Here is a 19,793-nt window from a genome sequence, read left to right as displayed (position 1 = left end):
ACAGGAGTTTTCATCGTGACGGACCAAAACACTCCGCTCGTGGAAATGAAGAATATTTCCATCTCCTTCGGCGGGATCCATGCTGTCGAGAATGCCTCGGTCGATCTCTTTCCGGGCGAGGTCGTGGCATTGCTCGGCCACAACGGCGCCGGCAAGTCGACCTTGATCAAGATCCTCTCCGGAGCGTATCGGCGCGACGGCGGCGACATCCTGATCAACGGCGAGACGGCGGATATCCGCAATCCGCGCGACGCCAAGAAATACGGCATCGAGACGATCTATCAGACGCTTGCCGTCGCCGACAATGTCGATGCCGCCGCCAACCTCTATCTCGGCCGCGAACTGCAAACCAAATGGGGCACACTCGACGACGTCGCCATGGAAGCCAATACCCGCGAGGTGATGGGTCGCCTGAACCCCAACTTCAAGCGTTTCAAGGAGCCGGTGAAGGCGCTGTCCGGCGGCCAGCGGCAGTCGGTGGCGATCGCCCGCGCGATCCTCTTCGATGCCCGCATCCTGATCATGGACGAGCCGACCGCCGCGCTTGGGCCGCAGGAAACCGCCCAGGTCGGCGACCTCATCAAGCAGCTGAAGCGCGAAGGGATCGGCATCTTCCTGATCAGCCACGACATCCACGATGTCTTCGATCTTGCCGACCGGGTGTTCGTGATGAAGAACGGCAAGGTGGTGGGCCATGCCCGCACCGACGACGTGACCAAGGACGAGGTGCTCGGCATGATCATCCTCGGCAAGGTGCCGCCGGGCGCCACTCCCGGCCCCGGCGCTATGAAGGTCGCCTGATCGGGCGAGCAGGCTAAACATTGCCGGCAAAGCGATTGCGCATGCCCTCGCAGGTCCGCCTCCGGCGAGGAGCGCAACGGCGGAACCGGGCCTCTCCCCCGGTTCCGCCTTATTCTTTTTCAGCCATCCCTGTTTCCGGCCCGGCGAGTTCGGAAAGCCTGATCAGGCGCAGCGGCTCCTTCCTGGCGAAGGAGGCATCGCCGGACAGCGCATCGTGCGCGCGTCCGGCAAAGTACCGCGCCCGTTCGTTGTTACCGCTTGCCGCATGGCATTCCGCCAGTTCCTCATACATGAACGGCGCCGGATCATCGGCCTGGTCTGCGATGGCGACCGCCATCTCCCCGATCTCGATCGCCTCGTCGAGGCGTCCGAGCGCCCTCAGCGAACGGATCACCGCATAACGGGCGATCTTCAGCGCCTGCGGCGAACCGGCCTGCTTTCTGAGCCGCTCTTCGCGCAGGAAGGATGCCAGCGCCTGCTCGAAGCGGCCAGCCTCGAAATACGTCCAGCCGAGATTGTGATGCAGCATGGGGCGCCAGAAAGGGCTCGCGGAATGGGCATCCAGATAGGCAAGCGCCTTGCGCGTCCAGTCGGCCGCGGCCGGCAACGGCGCGGCGACCGCCAGCATATGGGCGGCATCGATGGCAAGATCGTGATCGCCGGCCTTTTGCGCCAGGTCCCAGGACGCCTCGAAAAACGGTATCGCCTCAGTGGCCGCGCCGGCCGAGTGGAAGAGCCGGCCGCGCTCGATGGCGATCATCGCAAGCGCCCCCTCCTCCTCACCGGCCAGGCCGTCCGCATCGTCGAGCGACGCATGACCGGCGGCAAACTCTCCCAAAAGCCCTCTGCTGCGCGCTTCACGCGCCAAAGCCGTCACCTCTTCGATCGTCATATCGCCTCCGCATGCATGTCGGCCCGAGTCGGAGCCATAATGGGAGATTCTATTAACGTGAGGAAAAAGAGCAAACCGTCGCCTGGCGGAAATCATTCCGCAAAAAATGCGATTGAAGCCCGGAGCATACTGAGTTAAGAACCTGCCATCGGACGAGGCGAGTCATCGCTTTCGCGGTTAGCACCCGTAGCTCAGCTGGATAGAGTGTTGGATTCCGATTCCAAAGGTCACAGGTTCGAATCCTGTCGGGTGCGCCAATCTTTCTGGGGTCCGTTCTGGACACATAGGTTACGGTTTATACCTGAGACATAGGTAACACTTTTGCGCCGAAAGGATTCGGCAATGGTTCGAGCCTGCATGTCTCGTCATCGAAGTATCCCAGATCGTACTCCATGAAGCTTGCGAGCCAGATATGGTCTTCGACCTGTTTGATTCCAACGGCCTGCCCGGCAAAGACCAGGCTGAGATTGATCTTCTTTCGCTTGTAGCAGATGCGGCCGCATGTTGTGACGGTAACGGTCTGGTCGTGGAACGGATAGTCGAGATCCGGCAGGCCGCGATAGGGTCGTGATGAAGCGTGGTAGCGCTCTGCCGGGCAAGCCATGTCGAGGGCCTGGTGGGGGCGCTCTGTGTTGAATTCTTCGACGAAGTCGTCGAAGCGGGCCTGCTGCTGCAGGAAATTGGCGCCAGCCGGCTTGGTGGTTTCCAGCTTGAGTGTGAGATGCATGCGTTCGTGGCGGCCGTTCTGCTGCGGATTGCCTGGTTTGATGCGCTCGATTTCGATGCCGAGCCTGAGCCACCAGACCGCCAACCGCGACAGATTGAACAGTCCGTTCGGACTAGCGAAGGGTACGCCATTGTCGGTTCTGATCGCCCCAGGCAGGCCGAACTCCTTGAAGACGCTCTCGAACACGGTGAAGGCGTAGGCCTCCTTCGTCGTGTGCAGCGCTTCACAAGCTAAGAGATAGCGGCTGGCGAAATCGGTGATCGTCAATGGATAGCAGTAGCGCTCGTCGGCGAGCATGAACTCGCCCTTGTAATCGGCGCACCACAGGTCGTTGGCTTGGCGAGGTTGGGAGAGTGGTGTTCCCTGTGCCCTGTTGCGCCGTCGCTTGCGGTGCTGGACCAGCCCGTTGCGGTCGAGGACCGCATGCACGGTCGAGATCGCCGGCGTTTGCACGTCCGGGTAAAGCCGCGCCAGCCGTTCTCTGATCTTCGGCGCGCCCCAGTTCGGCTTCTCCTGTTTGGCACTGGAAACCGGCTGCCCGACGTCTCGCCCGCCGACTTCATCGGGGACGTCGAGGTGTTCAGTCAGCACGAGATTTCGGAACTGACGCGTCATCCCGACAAGCTTGCCGAGATCCTCCGCCGCTTCACGTCGGCGGACGCGGACGTCGGCGACGAGCGGAGAAGCGCCGGCGACAGTTCATCTTCTCGAGCCACAACGCCAACATCCCGGTTCTTGGCGATGCCGAACAGATCGTGGGTCTGAGGCCGATCATCGACGGCGGCGTCGAGAGGACGGTCATCGACCAGAACCTGTGCGGGTCCATCGACGTCCCGGAGATCAAGGATCTCGTCAAGAACCTGCTTGAGGGCGGGCAGCGTGCGTTCACGACCCGTCGCGCAAAATACGGCTTCTAGTCGGGATGTTGGGTTGCTAGCTGAAGAAATTCTACCGAATGTCGTCCGCACCAGAAGGGCATGAGATTAATCGTCTCGCGACCTCATGGGTGAATTATAAGCAATATACGACCTGAGTAATCATTTTTCGACTTTCACGAAGAACGGCATTATTCGTTTAGCGACATGACGTATACATCATAACCGTTTTACGACTTCGGTAATTGATTACTGCGGCCGGACCGCGCATATAATCGTTCCGCGACATGTGGACTGGGAACGAAAAATGACGAGTAACACTGCTAACCCGCGTGTCTTCCAGGATCGCATTGTACCTCGGGACGCTGATCTCGTGGGATATGCCGCACTGATCGAGATGTACGGAATCGAGGCGCCCATCCGGGCGCCGTCCGCAGTCGCCAACGCTTCGGTGAAGGGTGGACGGAAATTTCAGGACGGATGGACGGTCTTCGACAAACGGTTCATGCCCGAACAGACGCTGGCGGCCCAGCTTGGATTTGCTCTAAGGCACGAGCAGACCGATCTGCTTATTCTGAAGAGGCTGTTCCAGAAGGTCTCTCCAAACGACATCGCGTCTATCGTCAAGGCGGAGCCGACCGGTGCGTCGGCGCGCAGGATCTGGTTCTTCTACGAGTGGCTCATGCAAGAACGCGTCCCTGTCCCCGACGCGGAGCAGGGCAACTACGTCGAAGCCCTGGATCCGAGGGAATACTTCACCTCCCGTCCCATAAACTCGTCGCGGCACCGGGTCCGCGACAATCTTCTCGGAACTCCGTCCTTCTGCCCGATGCTGCGCCGGAGCGACTTCCTGTCCGATACGGTCGATCATCGCTGGAGCGATGCGGCGAAGGAACTGGTCGGCACGATCGACCGACAGGTCGTCGCGCGAGCGGCCAGCTTCCTTCTGCTGGCGGACAGTCAGGCATCGTACCAGATCGAAGGAGAGCGCCCGCCACGCAACCGTCTGGAACTGTGGATGCGCGCGGTCGCACAGGCGGGTCGCAGACCTCTGTCCATCGACGAACTGGTACGTCTTCAGCACATCGTCATCGAGGAGGACCGGTTCATAAAGCGTGGACTTCGCGACGCCGGCGGGTTCATCGGAGGCCGTGACTGGAACAACGATCCCAGCCCGGAACACGTGAGCGCCCGTCACGAGGACATTGCCGATCTTCTCCAGGGAATAATCGCCTGCGGCGAGCGGATGGCGACGAGCGACGTCGATGCCGTCCTGCAGGCCTCGGTCATGGCGTTCGCGTTCGTTTTCATTCATCCCTTCGAAGACGGAAACGGGCGGCTTCATCGGTACATGATCCATCATGTTCTTGCAGAACGCGGCTATACGCCGACAGGCATGATCTTCCCGGTCTCGTCGGTACTCCTGAAACGTCAGGCGGAATACGGGGAGGAACTCCGAGCCTTCACGGGGCCGCTGCTGCCGTTCGTCGAGTGGGTGCCCACGGAAAAGCAGAATGTTCGCGTGCTCAACGACACCGCCGATCTCTACCGGTTCGGAGACTACACAGAGATCACGGAGTTCCTCTACGAATGCGTCGTGACGACGATCGAGCACGACCTGCCGAGGGAGATCGAATATCTCACACGCTTCGACGAGGCGAAGGGGCGGATACAGAGCTTCATGGAGATGCCGGACGAGATGATCTCCTCGCTGATCAACTTCATCTGGCAGAACAAGGGCCTCCTGTCGAAGAAGCGCCGTCGGCGCGAGTTCGAAAAGATGACAGACATCGAAGTCGAAGCGGCGGAAGCGGTGGTGAGGGACGTGTTCGACATGGATGTTCCCGTTGACGATTCGGAACAGTCGGATCCCTCGGCGCCGCCGGGCCGGCGATGACAGGCGGCTGCTCGGTCAAGAAAAGACAGGGCAGCGTCCTGCTGCTTCTTCTTCAGCATCATCCCTGCCCTCCTGAAACGCCGTCCGCAGCTCGATCCAAACCGGATTGGGGAACGCCCATTTCTCCGCGTACGGCCGCCACCCGAAGAAGATCCGCGCTTCATCCGACATCTCATCCCGTATGGATTCGATTTCTTCGACAGTGGCCGTAACCTCCCGCAGGAACGGCAGATTTCTCGACATCCGGTTCAGGTCATCCTGCGCCATCGACAGGTCTTCGTCCGCGTCGATGAAGTCCTGATCGAGAAACTGGAAGACCTCGGCGGCCTCGCGACCGCGCCGGTAGGCGACATGCCGGAGATCGTCCAGGATGCGGTCGGCAACCGCCCGGTCGAAGCGAGCGCGGCCCCTCGCCCTGAACAGAGCGGTCTTCAGCCGCTCGAAGTGGGCGGCGTCGCTCAGGCCCTTCCAGCCGGCGACGTTCTGCGGCTCGGCCGTCGTCGTGGATTCGATGCTCATGCTGGCTCTCCTTTATCCGTGAAGCCGTTGTCTGATCTTCCGGCGCGTCTTCGGCGTCGGCATGTCCTTGGTGTCGTCCGGTCTCAGTCCGTCGACGATCTGCTGTCCCGTCAGATGCCCTGCCCCGATCAGTTCGAGCCAGAGGCCCTCCATCGAAGTCCGATAGGATTCGACGATGGTCTTCGCGCGGGCGAGCTGCTCCTGCAGGACGGGTTCGATCCTCTTGAGCAGAGGGCCGTCGACCCGGCGGGCGCTGTCGATCAGCCGCTCGTCGACGCCAGCCGGCCACGAAGCGAGCATGCCGTTCATGCCGAGATGCCGGTCGAGGATGATCGCGATGCGCGTCGCGCCGTCGAGGTCGGACGCGACGCCGTCACCATGATGTCCCACGAAGACCTGCTCCGCCGCCATGCCGCCCATGTGGATCGCGATGTTGTCTAGGTAGAACTGCTTGCCGTTGTTGGCGAGCTCTCCGCCCTCGAGCACGGCACCGCCGAGGATCTGACGCTCCAGCGAGGCCGACGCCCTGCTCTCGATGGAGACGCCCCAGACCTTGCGGGCGCCCGTGGCGACCGCGACGACCGCATGGCCGAGTTCATGGATCGCGAGCGCCCAGCGGAACTTCTCCGAGAGCAGCACGCGGCCCGGAAGACTTCCCATGACCTCCGCGACGCTCACCTGCCTTCGGTCGCGCCGGGCGACGCGGCGGGCCAGCCGGACGATCCGGGCGATGTCCGCGCCGGTCAGGCCGAAGCTGTCTTCAGCGAACTGGGAGAGGTCCTCGTCGGCGAGGTCGCCACGCAGATGGTGGCGAAGGATTCCGACACGCGCCTCGGCGTCAGGCAGCGGCAGTCGGACATGGTTGTCCAGCCGGCCGGGCCGAAGGATTGCCGGATCGATGACTGCCGGATTGTTGCAGGCGCCGACGACCACGACGCCTTCCCGATCAACCGTGCCGTCTAGGCATTCGAGGAAGGAGTTGATCACCTGCCGGACGTAGCTGCTGTTGTGGCCGTGGTCGCTCTCGCGGTCGGTGAATCCGTCGATCTCGTCAATGAACAGGATCGCGGGCGCGGCCTTCCGGACGTCCTCGAACGCCTTGAACATGGCCCGATGCATGTCGCCCAGATGGCCTTTTGCCTGCCACCGAGCAGCAGAGCCGACGACGAGCTTCGCCCCGCAGGTGTTTGCAAGCGCCTCCGCGAAGATGGTCTTTCCGACGCCCGGCGGCCCGGACAGCAGCAGGCCTCGGTCGACGTCGCTCCACGGGATAAGACCGTTCTTCCAATCCTTGAGATCCTGCTTCACCTGCAGCCCCCACTCGCGGGCCTCGCCATAGCCGCTCATGGATTCGAGCCGAAGCTCCACCTCTTCGTCTGCGGTTCGGCCGACCGGCGGCTTCCGGACCTCGCGAGGCTTCTCGGGCCGCATGACGAGCTGGGCCAGCATGCGGCGGACGCTTCTGCCCGGACGAACGACCGCACGCTGCATCTCCTCGTCGAGCAGCAGGAAGGTTTCCGCCTGCTGGTCGGTCAGGCGGCCGCCGTAGAGGGCACGAAAGACGCCCTTCACCTGGTCGATGGTCGGCGGCGTCAGGCGGACGACGATGTCGGCCGCGAGCCGGGCCGCTACCGTGATCGAGACATCGTCGGGAAAGAGGAGGACAACCTTCTTCTCGTCGAGGGCGCGCGCGATATCCTTCGCGGAGTTCAGCGGCCTCTTCGGGTCGAAGTCGGCAACAGCGGAGGTCTTCCTGTAGCGGTTGGCGCTGCTGATCATGACGTCGGCCGCGCGGAAGTACGGGCCGACGTCGGCGCCCGGCGGGACGACGACGACGGCGACAAACGCGTCCGCCCGGAGCAGCGGCCGGATGGCGCTCCTGATAGATGCGTAGGCAAGCTGTTCGGGAAGACCGAAGCCCTTCCGCGGAGTGATATGGTTCTTCATGGACCTGTCCTGGAATAAGAGCTGAGACGACATGGGCGGTCTCAGTCCCGTATCCGTCGGACGGCCGTTTCGGAGCCGATCAGGGCATCGTCCAGATCGATCTCCAGGAATCCTTGCAGGATCAGCGCAAGGCATGCCATCGGCCTACCCTCCCGGAAGGCAGAAAGCGCTTCGGCCACTGTGAGCGACCCCATCTCATCGAGCGCGGCGAGGATGCGCACGCGGTCGCCGAGCGGGCATCGGTAGAGGCCGTATCGAAGGAGGTCTTTGGCGTTGGCAAGCCGGTAGCTGTCGACGAAGTCGTGCATGGCGACCGGGCGATAGGCGTGACCCAGCCGGCCGACGGCAGGCTCGATCCAGTCGGGCGGCCTCGGTGCGTCTTCGCCGACATCGGCCATGAAGGTGCGGTCGTCATTCCCGGTCACGACGAAGTCAACGCGGTAGGTTTCCTCGCCATAGCAAAGCTCGACTCCATCGCATGTCCATCGAGAGACGTCCGGGTCGACGTCGTGAAGGCATGCGAAGTCGCGGGCTTCCTGACTACGGAAGAACGGAGAGCCGACGCATTTGACGGTGGCAAGTGGATAGCAGAAGCGAGGGGGCTCGTTCCGCGGGACGACATCGCCCGGCGGCCTCTCGAAGGGACTGCTCTTCATGGCACCCTCGTGAACACGATACGGATGGGCGGACGCCGGACAACCAGGTCCGGCAGTCGGTCAACCTATTCGTGCCGAGGCGTAGCGAGCGATATAGAACATGATGACAGAACATTTAGCGAACGCACGCTGGGGCGTCAAGGATCCCGTGTCCCTTATCTTACAATCATCGATGCGGCAGGCGCTCTGGAGGACGCCGGTTCCGGGTGTAAGAGGCAGCGGGTGTTGATCAGCCGGCCGCCGTCCTAGCATCGACAAGGATATGGTCGCAGTTTCCACCAAGCGGGAAGGGTGCTTGTCGCGGTACGAGCGCTCGCGTACATCGTTCATCGGCCGACGCTTCGGACGCTGCCGGAGCTAACGGATCAAACTTGCATCAGCAGTCTGTTTGACCGGATCGGCGCCTCTAACCGAGCGACGAAATCTGACGTGAACCCAAGCTCGAGAACAGCAGCTGCCGCAAGGCGCGACGTTCGTCACGCCGCCGTACCAAGCTTCTCTTCCAGATGATCGACCATCGCCCGCACTTTAGCCGACGGTCTCGGACCTGCCGGGAAGACAGCGTATACCTCGGCCGGATCGAGCCGGTAGGAATTGAGCAGTTGCGTTAGCTGGCCGGTGCGCAGTTCCTCCCCCGCCATTACGCGCGTCCCCAGTGCGACGCCCAGGCCCGCTACCGCCGCCGCAAGAACGCCCGGAGCCGAATTGATCCAAATTCTCGGTCGCACGTCGACGGAAGTGACCGTCTTGCTGTGCTTGAAGCGCCAGCTCTCGCTGCCGAAGGAACCGTGCTGAAGGATACAGTCGTGTCGAGCGAGGTCGGCCGGCGTGGCCGGAACTCCACGAGCGGCCAGGTACGACGGCGCCGCCACGACCAGCCGCTCGACCAGCGCGAGCTTCCGCGCGCCGAATGTAGAATCGTCCAAGGACCCGACATTGATCCGAATTGCCAGGTCGACGCCATCGGTGACGAGGTTCTGTCGGGTGTCGCTCATAACGAGCTCTACCTTGAGATCGGGATGCCGGACGAGGAACGGCGTCAGCGCCGGGATGATCGCACGTGTGCCGTACATCAGCGGCATCGCGAGACGGATCACTCCATGAAGGGAATCAATGCCTCGCGTGGCCTGCTCGGCCTCCTCCATCTCCGCAAGCAGGCGCTTCGTCCGCTCCAGATAGACTGCGCCGGCTTCCGTCAAAGAGATGCTGCGTGTGGTGCGCAGCAGAAGAGTTGTGCCCAGTCGCCCTTCCAATGTGCCGATGATCCGCGACACAGAAGGCTGCGAGAGTTTTAGTTCGCGCGCAGCACGCGAGAGGCTGCCAGTTTCCGCTACGCGGACGAAAACGGTCATTTCCTGCCAACGATCACTCATTCGTAATCCAGATAAATGTTCTTTGATTTGGATGGATACACGGCTTTTCGCTGATCACCTAGTCTCCTGTCCACGGCAGCCTCGCCGCGGACAAGGAGATGATCATGAAGCTCCAGGACAAGCTCGACGCAGTGCGCGAGGACTTCGAGAACGGACGCTTTCCGCTGGTGCCCACCCAGGCCCAGCTCGACACGATGCAACGGGCGACTCAGTCGCTGATCGACAGCAGGCAGGCCGACAAGGCTCTTCAGGCGGGCGACGCCGCGCCCGAATTCACGCTTCAGGACACCGACGGAAACACCGTTAGTTCGCGTTCGCTGCTCTCCCATGGCCCACTCGTCCTGACCTTCTATCGCGGCGTCTGGTGCCCCTATTGCAACTTCGAACTCCAGGCCCTGGAGGAAGTCCGGCGCGTGATCGAGGCGCGCGGTGCCCGACTCGTCGCCATTTCGCCCCAGACCGCAACAAACAGCCGCAAGTCGCAGCGCGACAACAAGCTGAGCTTCCCAATCCTCAGCGACACCGGTGCTGAAGTCGCCGAGAAGTTCGGCCTGCGCTTCTCGCTGCCGAACGACCTGATCGAGGTCTACAAGCAGTTCGGCAACGATCTGGCGAAGATCAACAACGACCCGTCCTGGGTGCTGCCGATGCCCGCCCGCTACGTGATCGGGACCGATGGCGTGATCGCCTATGCCGAGGTCAATCCCGACTATACCCGGCGCCCCGACCCCTCCGACCTGCTGCCGGTGCTCGACCGACTGCGCGCGGGCGTCTCCGCCTGATCCCCCCAGATGATCAACCAAGAGAAGGAGTAGTTACAATGGCTATCAAGATCTACGGCGACCCCGGTTCGGGCAGCCGGCGCCGTGTCACGGCAGCAGCGGCCGCCATGGGCGTCGACCTCGAGATCGTGGACATCGATCTCTTCAAGGGCGAGAGCCACACGCCCGAGTTCCTGGAGCTAAACCCGCACGGCCTGTCGCCCGTCATGGTCGACGGCGACTTCGTCCTCTACGAGTCGGCTGCGATCAACCTCTACCTCGCTGAGAAGGCGGGCAGCGATATGGCGGGCAGGACGACACGCGAGAAGTACGAAATCCTTCAGTGGATGTTCTGGTCGGGCGAGCAGTGGCGCATCTTCGCCACCCTCACCTTCGACGAGGTGCTCGCAAAGCGCTTCATGGGTCAGCCGGCCGACCAGCCGGTCGTGAAGCTGGCGGCAGACAAGCTCCGGGCGGCCGCGGCGGTCTTGGATGCGCACCTTGCAACGCACAGCTACATCGTCGGCGACCGGTTGACGCTGGCCGATTTCGACATCGCCGGCCCGTTCTCGCAGAACGAGCGGACGAAGATCCCGCTCAACGAGTTCCCCAACTTGGTCGCCTGGCAGCAGCGCCTTTTGGACACGGTGCCCGCGTGGGCCGCCACTAAGCGCGAGGTCGACGAACGCATCGACGGCGCGCTCGAAGCGGCTGGGATCAAGCTCTGAGGATCCGGCGCCGGCTCCTGCGGAAGGTCGGCCGGCGCCGGGCTGCTAACTGGATTCTGGGAACTCCGCCTCACCACCTCAGCGCGAATGCGGCAGGCTTTCTGCGGGCGGTCGGCGCGTCGTCGCGGGTATCCATTTGTTCTCAGGCCTCCGAATTACTTTGCGAGACAGACTTCATCGCCCGCCCGCCATAGTTCGGCAAGCGGATTCGACGGAGCAGCGGTGCGGGCGAAAAGTCCGTCGGATGGATGCCGATCCACGCACGCAGGAGCTCCCGGATGTCGGACCGTCATGTCCTCGATGGAAGGGTCGACGAGTTCCAGCTTCTTGCCGTACGCGCTCATGGTCTTGTAGACGGCTCTCTTCTGCCAGCCGGTGGAAGCAGTGCTGTCCTCGTCGCCTCATAAATGTACAACCAGTGCGTCTGGTCAAAGTCGCTTAAGTATTCGAAGATAGCGTCGATTTCGCCCGAGGTGCGCATGATGGTCGGCGCCTCTGGCCAGCCGACAAGAACCGACTGGCTTCCGATGATCAAGACGATGTCTGTTCTGCGTCGCCGCTGCCACCGGAGCCGCACCGCTGATATCGCCCAGGAAGACCGTCACCTGCCGATATAGGCGGCCAGTTCCTCGGGCGTCCCGTTGGGAAAGGCCTGCTTGAGGAAATCCAGGAAGGCCGAGACGCGGGCGCTCAGGAGCCGTCGCGAGGGGTAGAGCGCCCATAGGGAGATTGTGGATCCTTCGACGTCTCCCCAATGGAGCAGCGTTCCCTCGTCCAGATCGCGGCTCACGAGGGAGACAGGCAGGCGGGCGGCGCCGACGCCGGCGCGCACGACGTCCCGCACCATGATGAGCGACGACATGGACAGGACGGGATCGATGTCGATCTTCGCTGGTCCTTCCGACGTCATGACGGCCCACGACTGCCCACCGCCGCTCCCGCGGACCACGCCCGGCGACGACGCGCCGGCAGCCGGGCGAGGAACAGTGGGACTTGCCACGACGACCAGCCGGTCATGAAGGAAGGCGCGGCCGACAAGGCTCTCGTCCGAGTCCGGATTGACGCGGATCACCAGGTCGTAGCCCTCCTCGATCATGTCGACCGCGCGATCCTCCGTGGTGATCTCAAGCCTCACCTCCGGATACTGGAGCGCGAATCCTGCAGCGATCTTGCCCATCGCCGTTTGGGAAAGGAGAAGCGGGGCGCTGATCCGCAGCCTGCCCCGTGGCTTCCCTGCACCTGAGGCAATGGTTGCCGCCGTTTCGTCGAGCTCCGTGAGCAGTGCAGCCGTCCGCTGGTGAAGAGCCCGTCCCTCCTCGGTGAGCTTGAGGTCGCGCGCCCCGCGCTCGAACAGGCGCAGATCAAGCGAGGCTTCCAGTTCCGCGACACGCCGAGACAGCGTGGCCTTGGGGCGGCCGGACGCCCGCGCCGCTTTTCCAAAGCCGCCATGGCGGGCGACAAGATTGAAGTCGGCGAGCGCGAGAAGATCCATACTGTTTCACCTGCGAGACGGCGCGTCCATTTTGATGATCTATTGGGCTGAAGATGAACCAGTCATATTCGGGTCGTCAAGAACACAAACCCGGAGATACTCCAATGACCATTCTCGTAACCGGCGCCACCGGCAATATCGGCAGCCAGGTCGTCCACCATCTCGTCAGCCGCGGCGCCGACGTTCGCGCCCTCGTCCGCGATCCCTCGAAGGCTAGCTTCCCCGCCGGCGTCGAAGTCGCCAAGGGCGACTTCCTCGACGTCGACTCCCTACGTGCCGCCATGTCCGGCGTCTCGACGCTGTTCCTGCTGAACGCCGTGGTACCCGACGAATTCACGCAGGCCCTGATCGCACTCAATGTCGCGCGGTCGGCCGGCATCGAGCGCATCGTCTACCTCTCGGTCATTCATCCTGACGTCTATGTCAACGTTCCGCACTTCGCGGGCAAGTTTGGCGTCGAGCGGATGATCGAACAGATGGGGATCAATGCGACGATCCTCCGTCCCGCCTACTTCATTCAAAACGATCTGATGATCAGGGACGCGATCACCGGCTACGGCGTCTACCCGATGCCGGTAGGCGACAAGGGCCTGGCGATGATCGACGTGCGCGACATTGCCGAAATTGCCGCTCTGGAGCTGCTGCGTCGCGAACAGGCCGCGCAGCCGCTGCCGCTCGACCGCATCAATCTGGTTGGCCCCAAAACGCTCACGGGCGTGGACATCGCCGACATCTGGTCGGACGTCCTCGGCCGCCAGATCAGCTATGCCGGCGGCGACACGGAAGCCTTCGAGCAGAACCTCAAGCAGTTCATGCCGCCCTGGATGGCCTTCGACATGCGCTTGATGGGCGAGCGCTTCCTTACCGACGGCATGCTGCCGGAAGGCGGCGACGTCGAGCGCCTGACGACGCTGCTCGGCCGCCCGCTCCGCTCCTACCGCGACTTCGCCGCGGAAGCCGCCTCGGCTTGAGGCGGCAACCTTCACCACCACCAGCAACCGGACATCCACCACAAGGACCATCGTCATGATCTATTCGACCGCAACCGTTCCAGTAAACCCAGAAGGCGAAGCCAGGCTGACCCGCGAACAGGCGTGGAAGGGCCTCGAACTGAAAGCCCGCGACGCGCGTCTATTTCTGCCGCCCGGCCTCTGCACCCGCTGCGACGTCGTGGAGGAAAGCACCACCCACTTCGTGCGCGAAGCCACCATCGCCGGCTCCGAGCTTCGCGAGATCATCACGCTGGAGCCGGGACAGAAAGTCACTTTCTTCCAGGCCACCGGCCCGCGCGAGGGCGCCATCGTCAACGAGCTGTTCGAGGACGAGGCGGGCGAGCTGCAGCTTCGGTTCTACTGCTACCTCGGTCTGCGCGGCAAGGAGCCGAACGGACCCGAAGAGCAGGCGGAGCAGACCCAGTTCGACAGCGACAGGGGCTACAAGTCCGCCCTACTGTCGACCTTGAAGCGGACCCGCGAGCTCGTCGCGGAGGGTCAGCTCTGATCACCGCCACAATCAACTACACCAGCGGGGCGGCCTGAAACAGGCGCCCTGCCCGTTAGGAGAACCGTCTTGACTACCTCTGCTACCACCCGATCAGACGACACACCGAAGATCACCGTCCTTGGAGCCACCGGCCCGACCGGACGTCATATCGTCACCCAGGCCTTGAGCCGCGGCTACGACGTCACCGCGCTCGTGCGTGCACCGGAAAAGGCCGCCGACCTCAAGGGCGTCAAGCTGGTCGTTGGCGACGTCCGGGACGAGAAGGCCCTCGGCCGGGCTATCGAAGGCCGCGACGCCGTCATCAGCGCGCTCGGAACGCCCGCCAGCCCGTTCAAGGAAGTGACGCTTCTTTCGAGCGCAACGAAAGCCCTTGTCGATACGATGAAGGCGGAGCAGGTGTCGCGCCTCGTCGCCGTCACCGGGATAGGGGCCGGCGACAGCCGGGGACATGGCGGCCTCGTCTTCGACAAGCTGATCTTCCCGCTTCTTCTCAGCAAGGTCTATGCCGACAAGAACCGTCAGGAAGGCATCATTCGGGAGAGCGGGCTGGACTGGACAATCGTCCGGCCCTCCGTCCACACCAACAAGGCCCCCCGCGACACGGTCCGCGCCCTGATCGACCTGAGCGGCTTCCGTGGCGGAAGCATTTCCCGGCAGGATGTCGCCCGCTTCCTTCTGGATCAGGTCGGATCGGACGAGTGGCTGCGCAAGTCACCGCTGATCACCTGGTAAGGCTGCGGTCGTCTCATCGCACGACAAGCCCGCTGGTCCAGCGGGCTTGCGCGTCAGTTTCGTCGAACGACCACATGCCCCAGTTCCGATGCTCGACCGGCAAGTCCGGTGCAGGCCATGGTCCACGCGTCGGGGTCCACTGCAAGCTCCGTCCGAAGCCAGGCCAGCGTCATGCGCTTCGTCGCTTCCAGCACGTCGGTCGCCTCGATCTCGGTTTCCTTGGCGTCGAGCCCGGCGATGCCTCCCAGTCCATGTCCGACGCCATGCAACATCAGGAGCGCGTCGTCCCGGCCCCGCGCGTCGTGAAAGGGATCGGCATGCCATTCCGGCCCACGGGTCGTAAAATGCGGATCGTCCGCATCTCCGCAGACGACCAGGACTGGCTTGGAGATCTTCGCAAAGTCGACGTCGAAGAACGGAAACCGAGCGGCGCTCTCCTCGGTCATGTCCTTCCCTCCACGCCCCGGCGCCGCGAGCAGGATGCCCGACGAGATGCGGTCGTCGGAAAAGTCCTCGCCTTCCAACTGTGCGCCCAGCAGAAGTCCGACGGTATGGCCGCCGAAGGAATGCCCTGCCGCTGCCACCCGAGAATGGTCGAGCCGTCCGGACACGGCAGGCGCCTGACGTTCCACCTCCGGGAGCTGGTTGAGGATCGCCTTCAGCTCCTGCACGCGCTCACGCCAGAAGAACGGCGCTCCCGGTGCATCCCTCGGCAGTCCCCCGACCCGCGAGCTTGCGTGCGTCGGCTGGATGACGGCGAAGCCACGTTCGGCCCAGAACTGGGCCAGAGGCGCGTATCCGTCCTTCGACGGGATGTAGTTTGAGGGACCATAGCCGTGGGACAGCAGCACGATCGGAAGGGCGCCGCCGCTCGCAGGCGCGGTGAGCCGCAGTTCGAGCGGCTGCCGGCCCTCCATGGGCAGCCGGATCGGCGTGTACGCAAGGGTTAGAGTGGAGTCAGGCGTAGGTATGTGAGGTGCGAGATCGATCAGACGGTTCAATGCTTGAATCCTTGAAAAACTGGTTGAAGGAGCTGGTTATTCGGCAGGAAGATCAGCCTCGCGGAACCACGTCCGGGCGTCCGCGCCGGCGGGTATCTTCATCGGCGCGTCCGGCTCCGTCACGGCGCGCCACACGGCTTCGGCCACGTCTTCCGGCGTCGTGAACTCCGTTCCGGAGCGCAGCGTGTTCAGGTAGTCGTGAACGAACGGGCCATATGGCTCGGGGATGTTCATCCCCATCCGGGCGACCGCATTCTTCCCGAATCCTGTCGTCGGAGCCGAACCCGGCAGCACCAGCCGCGCGCGCACGCCGAACAGTGCCGCCTCCAGCGCAAGGCTCTCGGTGAAAGCGTTGAGCGCGGCCTTGCTGGCGCTGTAGACGGACAGGGCCGGCAGCGGCTTGATGGTGACGATCGAGCTGACGTTGACGATGACGCCCGAGGCCCGGAGCCGCATCTGCGGAAGAACCGCCTTCGTCGATCGCGCCGAAGACGTTCGTCTCGAACAGCTCGCGCACCTTGTCGATCTCGGCGCCTTCGAGCACGTTCAGCATTCCGACGCCCGCGTTGTTGACGAGGGCGTCGATCGGACCCGCAGCCTCGACGGCCTCCGCGATGCTTCGCGCGTCCGTCACGTCCAGCGCCAGGACTTGAAGCTTGTCGTGGGCAGGCAGCAGATCGTGTCGGGGTGTCCCCATGGTCGCGACGACCTCCCAGCCCTTCGCAAGGAACGTTTGCGCGATAGCGAGGCCGAAGCCGGAAGAGCAGCCGGTGATAAGGATCTTTGGCAAGTGCTTGTCTCCTGGTTGAAGCCTGTCAAAGATGGACTCAATGCGTCGGACTTGCTACCTTCAAATGTCCGCCGTTCTTTAGCAGGAGTCCGAACCATGACCGATCCAGTCGCCGAAGTCGCCGCTCTGCTGAAGCCGACGCCGTCCGTTTCCAAAGTGGTGACCGGTGGCGGGCAGTGGCTTGTAGAGCGAACGGATCTCGGGAGCCCGTTCTATTGCGCCGTGGTGGAAGGCGACTGCCTGCTGACTATCGCCGGTCGCGACCCGTTGGAGTTGACCGCGGGTGACTTCGTCCTGGTTCCGGAAGCCTTCTCGTTCACGATGAGCAGCCTGGAACCGCCGCCCCGCGAAACCCTTGCACAGCGGCTAGAGACGAGCCCCGGCGTCTTCCGGCTGGGCGATCCCGACACTCCTGTCTCGATCAGGGCCATCGTTGGGCACTGTTCGTTCAATTCGGACCAGAGGGAACTTCTTGTCACGCTGCTGCCGGAGGTCATCCATGTCCGCGGAGAGGAGCGGCTCGCGCTGCTCGTCCGTATGATCAACGACGAGACGAGGGCCGACAGGACCGCGCGGGAGATGGTGCTTCGCCATCTGCTGGAGCTTCTTCTGATCGAGGCTTTGCGATCCAGCGGCGGCGCCGTCGCGTCTCCAGGTCTTCTGCGCGGCATGGCCGATCCGCAGCTCGCACCAACGCTGCGCCGGATCCATGAGGATCCCGGTCGGGTCGTCACCGTGGAGACGTTGGCGAAGGACGCCGCCATGTCGCGCTCGACCTTCTTCGATCGCTTCCGCAGAGAGGTCGGCGTTGCGCCTATGGAGTATGCCACAGGCTGGCGGATGGCGATCGCGAAGGAGCTGCTCCGCAAGGACGTCGCGACGACGGAGATAGCGCAGCGTGTCGGGTACGGATCGACGAGCGCCTTCAGTGTCGCGTTCAGCCGCCACTTCGGAATGCCGCCGGGGGCCTACGTGCGCGAAACGGCCGACGCGTAGCTACGAGAAACCCGCATGAGGCCGCCCAGAAAGGCGATCTACCTCGAGGCCTGGGTCGCCCTGCTGCTTCAGGCGCGAACGGCTGCCGTTCGGCAGGAACGCAGCCCCTGTCGGAGTTCTGCCGCAAGGCAGGTTCTAAGGCGTCCGACGGGACGTCAGTGAATCTCACAAGCGCTTGAGCGACATGCGACGCGATGTGAGACGGAGCGCTATTCCTCCGCGTCTGGGAGGTTACGAGTCAAAGCTGCTGTTCGCATATCGGATAAAGCGGCGCCTGCGGACCCTCGATAGTGATCCATTGAAGCTCGGTAAATTCCTCGAGTCCGGCCGCACCGCCTGACCGGCCGTAGCCGCTATCCTTCGTACCGCCGAACGGTATCTGCGCCTCGTCGTCGAGGGTCGCGCCGTTGATGTGGGACATTCCGGCGTCGAGCCGCTTCGCCAGATCGAGGGCCAGCGTCACGTCACGGCTGAAGATTGCGGGAGAGAGGCCATAGTCGTTGTCGTTGGCCGTCTGGATCGCTTCCTCGACACCATCGACGATGACGACGGATGCCACGGGTCCGAACGATTCTTCCCGATATAGACGCATGGTAGGAGTAACGCCCTTCAGGACCGTGGGAGCGAAGCAGTTGCCTACGGCCGATCCCCCGGCAAGCAGTTGGGCACCGGAAGCCACCGCGTCATCGACCAGCTCCGCCAGCCGCCGGACTGCCGATCGGTTGATCAGGGGACCCAAAACCGTCTCGCTGTCGCGCGGATCTCCGCAGACGACTGTATGAGCAACGGCCGCGAGCCGTCGGCAGAATTCGTCGGCGATGGACTTGTCGACGATGATGCGTTCGGTCGAGAGGCAGCCTTGCCTGGAGTTCGCGAAGGATCCGAAGGCCGCAGCGCTGACCGCACGATCGAGATCGGCGTCGGCCAGCACGATGCACGGGGCCTTGCCGCCCAGTTCGAGCACGGTCCGCTTGAGGTAGGTGCCCGCCTTCTCCGCGAGATGCGGCCGATGCGCGTCGATCCGGTAAAGTGGACGCGGCGCACGCTGGGGTGGGCGATCAGAGCCTCGACGAGGCCGGCGGCGTTCTCGGGGGCGTTCGTGACCAGATTGACCACGCCTGCGGGCAGGCCCGCGTCGACGAAACACGCCGCCACCAGGCCGTGGGTGCGAGGCGTCTGCTCGGATGCCTTGATGACGACCGTGTTGCCGAGAACAAGCGCGGCAGACACAGAGGCGCCGACGAGCAGCGCCGGCGCGTTCCATGGGACAATGCTGACCACCACGCCGGCCGGCTTGCGGACCGCTATCATCGTGCGGGAGGGATTCTCGGACGGGATGACTTCTCCGGTGAGGCCTTGATAGCTGCAGTCTGCGGCGAATTGCAGCTTTTCCACGAGGATCTTGACGTTGTATCGCCCCCACGCGGGCGGTCCTCCCATCTCCGACGTGATGGCTTCGACGATCTCGGGAGCCCGCGCTTCGACTGCGTCGGCTGCTGCCAGCATGTACTGACGACGTCTGCTCGGCGGCAGCGACGCCCAGGCCGGATAGGCGTTCTGTGCCGCCTCTACGGCTTCCTCTACATCCACGGGAGTCGCCGCGGCTGGCGACGCGAGCGGCGCGCCGCCCACTTCCGATCAGACAAACCCTTCGAGCACGACCTTACCGATGGTCGAACTGCTTTCGAGTTGCTCGTGAGTCTTCTGGAGGTTGGCTGCATTGATCCCGCCAAGGTTCTGCCTAGACGCCATCTCGTGGATGATCTCTATGTCGCAAAGGCACCGGACAGTACGGGGCTTGATTCCATCGACATCTGGACCGATAGCGGCTCGCCTGACCCGCCGCGCGCTCGATCGTGAGCTTGAGCTTCGACCGGCTTCGAAGCCACAAACCCGGCATGGGCCACGCTCAGATCAGGACCCTCGCCCAAAACCGCAAGAAGAAGATGCTCATCTCGCGGGTCACCACCGACTGTGTCGAGAAAATCCTGGTCAGGTGCTGCTGGGAGGCTGGAGGTTCAGTGCTACGGATGCTGACGCGCCCTTGTATATTGACTCAAAAGTTACAATTGCAAACGTTTGAAATGCCGGTTAACTAGTCTG

General features: G+C 63.2%; 16 protein-coding genes, 1 tRNA gene and 3 pseudogenes. 10 read left to right on the top strand and 10 right to left on the bottom strand.

What is annotated here, in order from left to right; translation table 11 throughout:
• The first annotated feature begins 15 nt into the window (after nt 1–15).
• Entirely contained in the window at nt 16–801 is a 786-nt protein-coding gene (locus DMO26_RS17810; protein WP_117193499.1) for an ATP-binding cassette domain-containing protein, read from the top strand.
• Between the two features lie 109 nt (nt 802–910).
• Here DMO26_RS17810 and DMO26_RS17805 read toward each other — a convergent pair whose 3' ends face one another.
• Nucleotides 911–1,693, bottom strand: coding sequence for a tetratricopeptide repeat protein (locus tag DMO26_RS17805; protein WP_117193498.1), 783 nt, complete (start codon nt 1,691–1,693; stop codon nt 911–913).
• Nucleotides 1,694–1,873: 180 nt separating this feature from the next.
• Here DMO26_RS17805 and DMO26_RS17800 point away from each other — a divergent pair.
• A tRNA-Arg gene (locus tag DMO26_RS17800) sits at nt 1,874–1,950 on the top strand.
• A gap of 38 nt (nt 1,951–1,988) precedes the next feature.
• On the opposite strand, the pseudogene DMO26_RS17795 reads toward DMO26_RS17800, so the two are convergent.
• Nucleotides 1,989–2,942 (bottom strand): annotated as a pseudogene (locus DMO26_RS17795) (integrase core domain-containing protein); the annotation flags it as partial.
• A 233-nt stretch (nt 2,943–3,175) separates the two neighbouring features.
• Between DMO26_RS17795 and DMO26_RS33735 the strand changes: the two are divergent.
• Together DMO26_RS33735 and DMO26_RS17790 are read left to right on the top strand one after the other, a co-directional pair.
• On the top strand, nt 3,176–3,337 hold the full coding sequence (locus tag DMO26_RS33735) for a hypothetical protein (protein ID WP_162894953.1): 162 nt from the start codon (nt 3,176–3,178) through the stop codon (nt 3,335–3,337).
• Nucleotides 3,338–3,602: 265 nt separating this feature from the next.
• Entirely contained in the window at nt 3,603–5,192 is a 1,590-nt protein-coding gene (locus DMO26_RS17790; protein ID WP_117193497.1) for a Fic family protein, read from the top strand.
• Nucleotides 5,193–5,207: 15 nt separating this feature from the next.
• Here the strand turns inward: DMO26_RS17790 and DMO26_RS17785 are convergent, their stop codons facing one another.
• The 4 genes from DMO26_RS17785 to DMO26_RS17770 form a co-directional block, all read right to left on the bottom strand.
• Nucleotides 5,208–5,711 carry a hypothetical protein gene (locus tag DMO26_RS17785; RefSeq protein WP_117193496.1) on the bottom strand — a complete coding sequence of 168 codons (504 nt, stop codon included), beginning with the start codon at nt 5,709–5,711 and terminating at the stop codon, nt 5,208–5,210.
• A gap of 12 nt (nt 5,712–5,723) precedes the next feature.
• Nucleotides 5,724–7,658 (bottom strand): AAA family ATPase, encoded by a 1,935-nt coding sequence (locus DMO26_RS17780; RefSeq protein ID WP_162894952.1) that lies wholly within the window; start codon nt 7,656–7,658, stop codon nt 5,724–5,726.
• Between the two features lie 41 nt (nt 7,659–7,699).
• On the bottom strand, nt 7,700–8,314 hold the full coding sequence (locus DMO26_RS17775; RefSeq protein WP_117193747.1) for a hypothetical protein: 615 nt from the start codon (nt 8,312–8,314) through the stop codon (nt 7,700–7,702).
• A 476-nt stretch (nt 8,315–8,790) separates the two neighbouring features.
• Nucleotides 8,791–9,687: a LysR family transcriptional regulator gene (locus tag DMO26_RS17770; RefSeq protein ID WP_162894951.1), complete on the bottom strand. Its 897-nt coding sequence runs from the start codon at nt 9,685–9,687 to the stop codon at nt 8,791–8,793.
• A 104-nt stretch (nt 9,688–9,791) separates the two neighbouring features.
• Between DMO26_RS17770 and DMO26_RS17765 the strand changes: the two genes are divergently transcribed.
• Both DMO26_RS17765 and DMO26_RS17760 read left to right on the top strand, forming a co-directional pair.
• On the top strand, nt 9,792–10,469 hold the full coding sequence (locus tag DMO26_RS17765) for a peroxiredoxin-like family protein (protein WP_117193745.1): 678 nt from the start codon (nt 9,792–9,794) through the stop codon (nt 10,467–10,469).
• Between the two features lie 38 nt (nt 10,470–10,507).
• Nucleotides 10,508–11,176, top strand: a complete 669-nt coding sequence (locus DMO26_RS17760; protein ID WP_117193494.1) for a glutathione S-transferase family protein — start codon at nt 10,508–10,510, stop codon at nt 11,174–11,176.
• A 601-nt stretch (nt 11,177–11,777) separates the two neighbouring features.
• Here the strand turns inward: DMO26_RS17760 and DMO26_RS17745 are convergent.
• Complete coding sequence (locus DMO26_RS17745; RefSeq protein ID WP_117193491.1) at nt 11,778–12,668, bottom strand: LysR family transcriptional regulator; 891 nt, start codon at nt 12,666–12,668, stop codon at nt 11,778–11,780.
• Between the two features lie 104 nt (nt 12,669–12,772).
• On the opposite strand from DMO26_RS17745, the gene DMO26_RS17740 reads away from it, so the two are divergent.
• The 3 genes from DMO26_RS17740 (at nt 12,773) to DMO26_RS17730 (ending at nt 14,903) form a co-directional block, all read left to right on the top strand.
• Nucleotides 12,773–13,639 (top strand): NmrA/HSCARG family protein, encoded by an 867-nt coding sequence (locus DMO26_RS17740; protein WP_117193490.1) that lies wholly within the window; start codon nt 12,773–12,775, stop codon nt 13,637–13,639.
• Nucleotides 13,640–13,694: 55 nt separating this feature from the next.
• Nucleotides 13,695–14,168 (top strand): AtaL-like protein, encoded by a 474-nt coding sequence (locus DMO26_RS17735; protein WP_117193489.1) that lies wholly within the window; start codon nt 13,695–13,697, stop codon nt 14,166–14,168.
• A 69-nt stretch (nt 14,169–14,237) separates the two neighbouring features.
• A complete protein-coding gene (locus tag DMO26_RS17730) occupies nt 14,238–14,903 on the top strand; it encodes an NAD(P)-dependent oxidoreductase (RefSeq protein ID WP_117193488.1) in 666 nt (221 codons plus the stop codon).
• Nucleotides 14,904–14,956: 53 nt separating this feature from the next.
• Here DMO26_RS17730 and DMO26_RS17725 read toward each other — a convergent pair whose 3' ends face one another.
• The gene (locus DMO26_RS17725; protein WP_117193487.1) at nt 14,957–15,904 is read right to left on the bottom strand and encodes an alpha/beta hydrolase family protein; all 948 of its coding nucleotides are present in this window, start codon (nt 15,902–15,904) and stop codon (nt 14,957–14,959) included.
• Between the two features lie 36 nt (nt 15,905–15,940).
• A pseudogene (locus DMO26_RS17720) lies at nt 15,941–16,694 on the bottom strand (SDR family oxidoreductase).
• A 96-nt stretch (nt 16,695–16,790) separates the two neighbouring features.
• On the opposite strand from DMO26_RS17720, the gene DMO26_RS17715 reads away from it, so the two are divergent.
• On the top strand, nt 16,791–17,690 hold the full coding sequence (locus DMO26_RS17715) for an AraC family transcriptional regulator (RefSeq protein ID WP_117193486.1): 900 nt from the start codon (nt 16,791–16,793) through the stop codon (nt 17,688–17,690).
• Between the two features lie 238 nt (nt 17,691–17,928).
• Here DMO26_RS17715 and DMO26_RS34420 read toward each other — a convergent pair.
• Nucleotides 17,929–19,280, bottom strand: a pseudogene (locus tag DMO26_RS34420) (aldehyde dehydrogenase family protein).
• Nucleotides 19,281–19,793 lie beyond the last annotated feature (513 nt).

This window comes from Rhizobium terrae, assembly GCF_003425685.1.
GTDB lineage: Bacteria > Pseudomonadota > Alphaproteobacteria > Rhizobiales > Rhizobiaceae > Neorhizobium > Neorhizobium terrae.
The sequence above is the reverse complement of the archived record's forward strand: the minus strand, read 5'-3'. Positions and strand labels throughout refer to the sequence as shown.

Coding starts and splice junctions, on each gene's coding strand:
- DMO26_RS17805 (WP_117193498.1), bottom strand. CDS start 1,693: ATGACGATCGAAGAGGTGACGGCTTTGGCGCGTGAAGCGCGCAGCAGA.
- DMO26_RS17790 (WP_117193497.1), top strand. CDS start 3,603: ATGACGAGTAACACTGCTAACCCGCGTGTCTTCCAGGATCGCATTGTA.
- DMO26_RS17785 (WP_117193496.1), bottom strand. CDS start 5,711: ATGAGCATCGAATCCACGACGACGGCCGAGCCGCAGAACGTCGCCGGC.
- DMO26_RS17780 (WP_162894952.1), bottom strand. CDS start 7,658: ATGAAGAACCATATCACTCCGCGGAAGGGCTTCGGTCTTCCCGAACAG.
- DMO26_RS17775 (WP_117193747.1), bottom strand. CDS start 8,314: ATGAAGAGCAGTCCCTTCGAGAGGCCGCCGGGCGATGTCGTCCCGCGG.
- DMO26_RS17770 (WP_162894951.1), bottom strand. CDS start 9,687: ATGAGTGATCGTTGGCAGGAAATGACCGTTTTCGTCCGCGTAGCGGAA.
- DMO26_RS17765 (WP_117193745.1), top strand. CDS start 9,792: ATGAAGCTCCAGGACAAGCTCGACGCAGTGCGCGAGGACTTCGAGAAC.
- DMO26_RS17760 (WP_117193494.1), top strand. CDS start 10,508: ATGGCTATCAAGATCTACGGCGACCCCGGTTCGGGCAGCCGGCGCCGT.
- DMO26_RS17745 (WP_117193491.1), bottom strand. CDS start 12,668: ATGGATCTTCTCGCGCTCGCCGACTTCAATCTTGTCGCCCGCCATGGC.
- DMO26_RS17740 (WP_117193490.1), top strand. CDS start 12,773: ATGACCATTCTCGTAACCGGCGCCACCGGCAATATCGGCAGCCAGGTC.
- DMO26_RS17735 (WP_117193489.1), top strand. CDS start 13,695: ATGATCTATTCGACCGCAACCGTTCCAGTAAACCCAGAAGGCGAAGCC.
- DMO26_RS17715 (WP_117193486.1), top strand. CDS start 16,791: ATGACCGATCCAGTCGCCGAAGTCGCCGCTCTGCTGAAGCCGACGCCG.